Annotated in this window: 8 protein-coding genes and 1 pseudogene; 6 read left to right on the forward strand and 3 right to left on the reverse strand. The window is 70.3% G+C overall.

Annotated elements, in window-relative coordinates:
* Positions 1–1,987, forward strand: a 1,987-nt coding sequence (locus N864_RS16795) for a DUF6398 domain-containing protein (RefSeq protein ID WP_205620978.1), incomplete at its 5' end; no start/stop codon positions are given.
* A 167-nt stretch (positions 1,988–2,154) separates the two neighbouring features.
* Here the strand turns inward: N864_RS16795 and N864_RS23750 are convergent.
* Entirely contained in the window at positions 2,155–3,618 is a 1,464-nt protein-coding gene (locus tag N864_RS23750) for a plasmid pRiA4b ORF-3 family protein (RefSeq protein WP_051518715.1), read from the reverse strand.
* A gap of 113 nt (positions 3,619–3,731) precedes the next feature.
* Here N864_RS23750 and N864_RS16805 point away from each other — a divergent pair, with 113 nt between their 5' ends.
* Positions 3,732–4,517 (forward strand): SDR family oxidoreductase, encoded by a 786-nt coding sequence (locus tag N864_RS16805; protein WP_034719496.1) that lies wholly within the window; start codon positions 3,732–3,734, stop codon positions 4,515–4,517.
* 36 nt (positions 4,518–4,553) lie between these two features.
* On the opposite strand, the gene N864_RS16810 is transcribed toward N864_RS16805, so the two are convergent.
* On the reverse strand, positions 4,554–4,997 hold the full coding sequence (locus N864_RS16810) for a MaoC/PaaZ C-terminal domain-containing protein (protein WP_034719501.1): 444 nt from the start codon (positions 4,995–4,997) through the stop codon (positions 4,554–4,556).
* 40 nt (positions 4,998–5,037) lie between these two features.
* Entirely contained in the window at positions 5,038–5,541 is a 504-nt protein-coding gene (locus N864_RS16815) for a hypothetical protein (RefSeq protein WP_034719505.1), read from the reverse strand.
* A gap of 95 nt (positions 5,542–5,636) precedes the next feature.
* On the opposite strand from N864_RS16815, the pseudogene N864_RS26090 reads away from it, so the two are divergent.
* The 4 genes and pseudogenes from N864_RS26090 to N864_RS16830 all read left to right on the forward strand — a co-directional run.
* Positions 5,637–5,708, forward strand: a pseudogene (locus N864_RS26090) (hypothetical protein); the annotation flags it as partial.
* A 55-nt stretch (positions 5,709–5,763) separates the two neighbouring features.
* Positions 5,764–6,171 carry a TMEM175 family protein gene (locus N864_RS16820; protein WP_240474370.1) on the forward strand — a complete coding sequence of 136 codons (408 nt, stop codon included), beginning with the start codon at positions 5,764–5,766 and terminating at the stop codon, positions 6,169–6,171.
* Between the two features lie 144 nt (positions 6,172–6,315).
* Complete coding sequence (locus N864_RS16825; RefSeq protein ID WP_034719507.1) at positions 6,316–7,086, forward strand: amino acid ABC transporter permease; 771 nt, start codon at positions 6,316–6,318, stop codon at positions 7,084–7,086.
* Between the two features lie 11 nt (positions 7,087–7,097).
* Positions 7,098–7,429: ATP-binding cassette domain-containing protein (locus tag N864_RS16830; RefSeq protein WP_034719512.1), on the forward strand; the 332-nt coding region annotated here is incomplete at its 3' end.

Genomic DNA, 7,429 nt, shown 5'->3' on the forward strand with positions numbered 1-7,429 from the left:
CCCGTCGAGTGAGCGCAAACTCCGGCCGCCCAACCGCCGCGACGAGAAATGGTTGGATGAGTCGGTGGCGAAACGAGGGAAGAACCGCAAGCGCGGCGACGCACGCCTGCGGCTCGTGCACAGCGACGAGGTCCAGCAGCGGATCGAGGTCGAGGCGGAGCTGCAGCCGCTCATGCAACAGCTGCGCACCCGGATGCGGGACCGCGACCCCATGGCGCTACTCGCCTTCATCTCCTCGATCGTCACCGCGACCGACGGCCGGCACGGTTTCGCGGACGCGTCCCCGACCGCCCTCGAGGATCTCATCGACACGTTCATCGACATCGACATTGCCGAGACGACCGCGGCCCTGCACGTCCTCGGCGCCATCGCTCCCCAGCAGTCGATGCGAGCCCGCGTGGCGAGCGCCCTCGAGCGGCGTCACCAGCCGATGCCGCGGTGGCTCACCGAGCTGCCGGAGGCCACGGTGACCGAGGCCGCGGTCGCCGGGTTCGACGCGGAGCCGGGCCAGAACTTCCTGATCGAGTACCGCTGGCCCGGCGGCGAGCCCGCCACCTACATCGTCTACGACGAGGGCCTGGGCCGCGGCGTCAAGGACGCCTTCCCGACGGCCGAGCCACTCGCCGAGGCGGCCGACCGGATGGCGGCGGCGGCGCCGGGGCCCCTTCCCTTCGGGGTCCGCCCGCTCGACCTCGCCACCACCCGAGCGACTCTCGAGGAGAGCCTCGCCAACGGCGCCAACCGGCCCGTGGACGACGAGAACGACACGTGGCCGAGCGGGCGCCCCTTCCTCGAGTGGCTGCTGCGCCTCATGCCCACAGGAGGCACACCGGACTCGAGCACCACATCACTGCCCGGCTTCCCCGACCTGCACCTGGGCGGCCCACTGCTGGGGCCGGACCCGGACGACGTCATCGCCGACTTCGCAGAGTCGCCCGAGGCCATCGGCATCGGCTTCGACCTCGAGGACACCCATGACGACGCCGCGATCCAGTCGATCGTCGAGTTCACGAGCATGCTGGGCACGCAGGACCCTCTCGACCTGACGCCGGCTCGGGTGCGTGAGCTGTTGGACAGCCACCTGCCCACCGTCGTGCTGCCTGACCCGCGGACTGCACGCCGCGTCCCAGAGGTCCTCGACGCCTACATCAAGTTCGCCTGCCGCCGTATTGGTCGCACCGCCAAGCAGCAGGGCAACCTGCTGCGGGCGGCCCGGGAGTCGATGCCCCGCTACCTCGAGATCGCCCTGTCGCAGCAGGCCCAGACGCTGCGGCAGGCGCTCATCGCCTACGACGAGCTGACCGACGGCCTCGCCGACTTCGGGATCAGCGTCATCGGCGACGACAGCGGAGCCGGCCAGGCGAGCGGCACCGGCCCAACGCTGAGCGCGGACCGAACGATGCCCGGACGTGACACGCGCCGGCTGAGCGAGGAGGAGCTCGTCGAGAGCATCATCGCCTCGGCGGCCAGCCAAGTCGGCGGCCGAGACGTGCTCGACGCCCTTGACGCGACCCCTCTGCCGGACGAGCCGTTCGTCGCGGCCCGCCTGCCCGACGACATCCGGGACCGGGTCGAGCACATCGCGGGGCTCGTCGACGACTTCGCGGACCGCTCGTTCGGTGTCGAGTTCCGCACGGCGTGCCGGCGCTACCTCGCCCGAGTGGCCGCGGCAGACCCGGTGATCTTCCGCAGGAACGCCCGGGACGAGACCGCCGCCGCCGCGGTTGCCTGGACGATCGGCCGGGCGAACCATCTTGTTGCCCGGGGCGGTTCGTCGATGGAGTCCCAGGACCTGCTCGGGCACTTCGGCGTCAAGGGCAGCGTCTCCCAGCGCGCTCAGGTCCTGCTCAAGGCGCTGCCGGGGACCGCCTACGACGCATACGGCCCCAAGCTCGGCACTCCGGACCTCTTGGTCAGCTCGATGCGCGCCGAGCTCATCGACCTGCGGGAGCGCGCCGCCACCGGCCGGATGTTCACCTGGGACTGACGCGCCCGCCAGCACTGCGGTTGTGAGCAGTATTCGGTGCCCCGCTCCCGAAACATGCTCACAACCCCGCCGGTCGCCCGCCCCAGGCGCGTGCCTTTCTTGCCGTCCGGGCAACCACAAGGGCACACGCCCCGCCGCATTCGCAGACGCCTCCCAGCACCGCACCGTCACGCCATCGCGGCCAGTGCCGCCCGAGCCACGCGTGCCGCCAGCTCGGGCTCCTCGCGCGGCTCCTCGGCCGCCGCCCGCACCAGCTCGCCCACGAAAGACACCGTGTCCGCAATCGCCCCCGACACGTCGTTACGCTCGAGCTCGCCGTAGGGGTCCCGCGCCCACCCATGGATCGTCAGCACACGGCATACGACTTCCGTGACCGGTCCCCACAGCGCGAGGTGGCGTGACCACTGGCCCCCAGCGACAGCGATGAGCGCGAACTGCGTTGCCATCCGGTCGAACTCGGTCAAGCCCGACAGGAGGCGACCGAGCACGTGCCCGAGCAGAGCCGACGGGTCGTCCCGCACCTTCCGAGCCACGACCGTCGGGAGCAGCTGCCCCTTCGCCTTGCGGATCAGCCCGAGCCGGGCGACCTGCTCACGCAGCCTGAGCACCGGCAGCGTCTGGTCCTCCCGGTTGCCCTTGCCGATCCACTCCTCGCCCATGCCGAGCGCCCGATAGATCGCCTCGACGGCGCGCGGCGGCAGGTAGCCGGCGGCGGTCAGGGCCAGCCCGTCGCCGACGACGTCGAGCACGACACGCACGGGCCGGGTCAGCGCGGCCGCCTCCTTCGGCGTGAAGGCCAGCGGCTCAGCCCAGCCCGGCGCGGAGAGCCACTCGTCGAGCTCGAAACGGGCCGGCATCGACAGCCACCTGACGATGCCGGCGAGCTCCGGCGGCAGCTGGGCGAGCGCCGTGTCGGTGTCCCGCGGCGCGAGGCGGGCGAGCGCCGCGTTCACCTCGTCGAGGTCGAAGCGGTCCGGGTCCCACCCCTCGGGCAGCCAGTCGCGCAGCTCCTCGGCGGTCAGGCCGCGCCGCGGCAGCCGCGCGTCCTCGTAGCCGCTGCGCACCCACTCGGCCATCTCCTCGTAGCCGCCGACGCCGCCGACGTCCTCGGGCGGGCAGGCGCGCTCCCCCGCAAGACAAACGAGGGGGTATGCCGCTGAGCCGGCTTCCGCGGCCCCGCCGGCTGCCGCGTCGGCCGGGTCGGGCATCGGGTCGACGGACTCGAGGGTGAGGGTGTGGCGCCAGCCGTCGCCGAAATCGTACTCGTAGGCCAGGGTGTCGCCGGGCACACGGAGGAGCTGGTCGAGCCGGGCCTCGGTCTCGAGCGTGCCCTCCTCGCCCTCCGACCGGTCGAACTGCGTGACGAACCACGGCCCCGGCTGCGCCTCGGCGGTCAGCCCGAAGCGATGCAGGTGCGACTCCTCCCAGCCCATGAGCTGCTGGAGCGCGTCGTGGACCCGGCCGAGGTCGAGCTCGCCGGGGATCGTGACGCGGCGCCACACCGGTGGATCAGTTTCGTCGAGGGCGACGTGCACGGTCAGCAGCACCGGCTCGGGTGGCGGCTCGGGCAGCTTGATCGGTGGGTTGGGCGGCGGCCAGTCGAACTCGAAGAATCCCTGCGTCTCGTCCACGTGACGAGCATAGGGAGCGGGCCGGCTCGACTGGCACGGGACTTTCGTCTCTGGTTCCCCGCTCTGGCGGCGCTCAGCATGGGAGCGGCAGAACGCGATCAGAGGGGGACCCCATGAGTCGGATAGCAGTGGTGACCGGCGCGGCGTCGGGCATCGGAAAGGCCACCAAGGACCTGCTGCAGAGCCGCGGTCAGCGGGTCATTGGCGTCGACCTGCGCGACGCGCAGGTCGTCGCGGACCTGTCCACCGCCGCCGGGCGGACCGCCCTGGTCGCCGGTATGCGCGAACTGCTCGACGACAGCCCGATCGACGCGATCTATGCCAACGCGGGCGTCGCGACTCCGACCCCGACCACGGTGGCGGTCAACTACTTCGGCACGCTCGCCACCCTCGAAGGACTGCGCCCCTTCCTGAACGGCGCCGCGACGCCACGCGCCGTCGTGGTCTCGTCGATGGCCGCCCTCATGCCGACCGACGACGAACTCGTCAGGCTGCTCCTGGCCGGCGACGAGGCGGCGGCCCTGGCTCGCGGGGAGATCCTGGCGAAGGACCCGCAGACCACCGGCGCGCTCATCTACGGCTCGACCAAGCTCGCGCTCTCCCGCTGGGTGCGCCGTCACGCTGCTGGCCCTGAGTGGGCCGGCTCCGGCATCCCGCTCAACGTCGTCGCTCCGGGGATCATCGCCACCCCGATGACAGCCGATCTCATCGCGACGGAGGAGGGGCGCGAGGCCCTGCTCAAGATGGTGCCGATGCCCCTGAACGGCGTCGCAGAGCCGGTCGTCGTCGCCCGGCTGCTCGCCTGGCTCGGCGGCGAGGAGAACACGCACCTGTGCGGGCAGGTCATCTATGTCGACGGCGGCAGCGACGTCGTGCTCCGCGGCGATGCCGTCTGGTGACCGCGGCGGTCCTCAGCCGCCAGCCCTCCGCAGTCCTCAGGCCTCTTCGCGCGAGCGCACCAGGGAGTCGACCTCGAGCTCGAGGACGGGCCTACCCAGCTGGTTTCGCAGCGTGCCGGCGATGCTGACGAGGCAGCGGCCGGCGCCGTCCGGCTCGACGGAACGCACCACGATGGTGCAGCTCAGCACGTCGCCGGCCCGCACCGGGCGGAGGAAGCGGAGGCTCTGGATCTCCTTGCCGGCGATGACGTCATACCCGGTGTAGACGCCCGTCACCGCGAGCCGCTGGAAGATCGACGCGGTGTGCAGCCCGCTGGCGATGATCCCGCCGAAGTTACTGTGGGCGGCGGCGTCGCGGTCGACGTGGAAGTACTGCGGGTCCCACTCGGTGGCGAACTCGATGATCTCCTGCTCGGTCACCGCGTGGGTGCCGCAGTCGAGCTCCACCCCGATGGGCATGTCTTCGGCCGGTCGTCTCACGGTTGCGACCGTAGCGGGCCGGCGCCCGTGGCGACGAGCCTCAGGAGGCGTGCCGGTGCCGGCCGAGGTGCCGCCCCCGGAGTCCCGGAAGCCCCCGCCGCCCGCGCTTGGCGCCAGGACCGTCGTAGCCCTGGGTCACCATGCCCCACCAGGTGGCCGGGATGACGAGGAAGCTGAGCACCGTTCCGAGCACGAGGATCCAGTGGACGACGCCGGCCCAGATGCCCGTGAGGGGGAAGGGGAAGTCGCGCATCAGCCGCGTGAGCGCGAACATCGACATCATCGCGATGATCAGGTGTGCCGTCAGGTGCAGCCCGCGCGCGTCCGAGAAGAGGAACGCGACGTTGAACGCGATGACCGCCCAGAGTGCGAAGTCGACCGCGCCGAGCGTGTAGGTCATCCGGTCCGTGAAGATCGGCAGCGCCTCCCAACCGGGCCAGAAGTTGAGGACGAGGAAGACCCCGAAGGCGACGAGTGCGATGACGCCGTAGCTGACGCGACGCGGCCGGGGCGGTGGAGGAGGACCTTGTTCCAGTGCTTGCATACTTCCGCTGTACCCCGCCGACATACTGATTTGCTGTGAAGACCAGTCGCCTCGAGGCGTTCAGCGACGGCGTGCTCGCCATCATCATCACGATCATGGTGCTCGAGCTGCGGGTGCCGGAGGGGCCGACCGTCCATGACCTCCTCGGCTCGGCGACGGGGCTGCTGACCTACCTGCTGTCCTTCGTCTATGTCGGCCTCTACTGGAACAACCACCACCACATTGTTCCAGCTCGTCCGGCAGGTCACCGGCGGGATGCTCTGGAGCAACCTGGGCCTGCTCTTCTGCCTGTCGCTGCTGCCCTTCACGACGGCGTGGATGGACGAGCAGTCCTTCGGGACCACCCCGGTCGTGACGTATGGCGTCAACCTGCTGCTCTGCGCGATCGCCTACTTCATCCTCCAGACGGTGATCGAGCGCCACCAGGGCCGCGACGGCGCCCTCGCGACAGCCCTCGGGCGTGACCTCAAGGCGAAGACGAGCCCCTGGATCTACGTCGCCGGCATCCTTGCGACGCTCCTCGCCGCGTGGCTCGGGGTCGCGATCTACACAATCGTCGCGCTGATGTGGCTCGTCCCCGACCGGCGCGTGGAGCGCTACATCGCCGCCCACGGTTCCGCTGACGAGTGACCTGAGAGCGGCACACCCACCACCCCAGAGGTATGCCGCTCACCCCCCTCCGCTCGAAGCGTGCCCTTCTCGGGATCGGAACTGTTGTCACCTGCGTGCAACTATGGCGGCCACCCCACGGCTTGGGTCCTAGCGTTGCTCGCCATGGACGCCTTCCTGCACACCTTCTTCGACTGGGAAGAGATCACAGCGGTCCTGCCCACGCTGCTCACGGAGGGCATCCGCAACACCCTCATCATCGCCACGCTGGCCGCGCTGATCGGGCTGGTCATCGGCCTGGTCCTGGCGATGATGCTGCTCTCTCGGCACTGGCTCGTCCGGCTGCCCGCCCGGATCTATGTCGACATCTTCCGGGGCCTGCCGGCGATCCTCACGATCAGCCTCATCGGCCTCGGCCTGCCGGCGGCGAACATACGGCCCTTCGGCCGCAGCCCGATCGGCTACGCCGTCCTGGCCGTCGCGATCATCTCGGGCGCCTACTGCGCCGAGGTCTTCCGCAGCGGCATCCAGGCTGTCCCGGCGGGGCAGATGCAGGCGGGCCGGAGCCTCGGCATGAGCTACCTGCAGACGATGGGCAAGGTCATCGTGCCGCAGGGCATCCGCAACGTCCTGCCGGCACTGACGAACCGCTTCATCATCGACATCAAGGAGAGCTCGCTCGTCTATCTCCTCGGCCTGTCCATCGGTGAGCGAGAGCTCTACTTCATCGCCCACGAACAGGCGGCCAACACCTACAACTCCTCCGCACTGGTGGCTGCCGGGTGCTGCTACCTGCTGATGACGGTGCCGCTGACGTACTTCGTCAACTGGTGGGACCGCCGGCTGCGCACGGGCAAGCCCACTCGCGGTGCTGGGTCGCCCGGCCCCACGGCCGCGTCCCGCCCGACCCCCATCACCGAGATGCAGGAGGCCTGAACGTGAGCGCCCTGACAGAGCATGCACCGTCGCAGGCTGCAGCCCTCGAGCCGGCGATCCGCATCCGCGGACTGCGCAAGTCCTTCGGCCAGCTCGAGATCCTGCGAGGCGTCGACCTCGACGTGGGCCGCCAGGAGGTTGTCTGCATCATCGGGCCGTCGGGCTCCGGCAAGTCGACCCTGCTCAAGTGCCTCAACCTCCTGGAGCCGCCCAGCGGCGGCACGATCCACGTGGGCGGCGTGGAGCTGACCGGCCGCAAGGTCGACGTCGACAAGGTCCGGGCCCATGTCGGGATGGTCTTCCAGCACTTCAACCTCTTCCCCCACGTGACGATGCTCGAGAA

Source organism: Intrasporangium chromatireducens Q5-1 (genome assembly GCF_000576575.1).
Classification (GTDB): domain Bacteria; phylum Actinomycetota; class Actinomycetes; order Actinomycetales; family Dermatophilaceae; genus Intrasporangium_A; species Intrasporangium_A chromatireducens.

What these genes read in the sequence shown, in the direction of transcription:
- N864_RS16825 (WP_034719507.1), top strand. Translation starts at nt 6,316, where the DNA reads ATGGACGCCTTCCTGCACACCTTCTTCGACTGGGAAGAGATCACAGCG.
- N864_RS16815 (WP_034719505.1), bottom strand. Translation starts at nt 5,541, where the DNA reads ATGCAAGCACTGGAACAAGGTCCTCCTCCACCGCCCCGGCCGCGTCGC.
- N864_RS16805 (WP_034719496.1), top strand. Translation starts at nt 3,732, where the DNA reads ATGAGTCGGATAGCAGTGGTGACCGGCGCGGCGTCGGGCATCGGAAAG.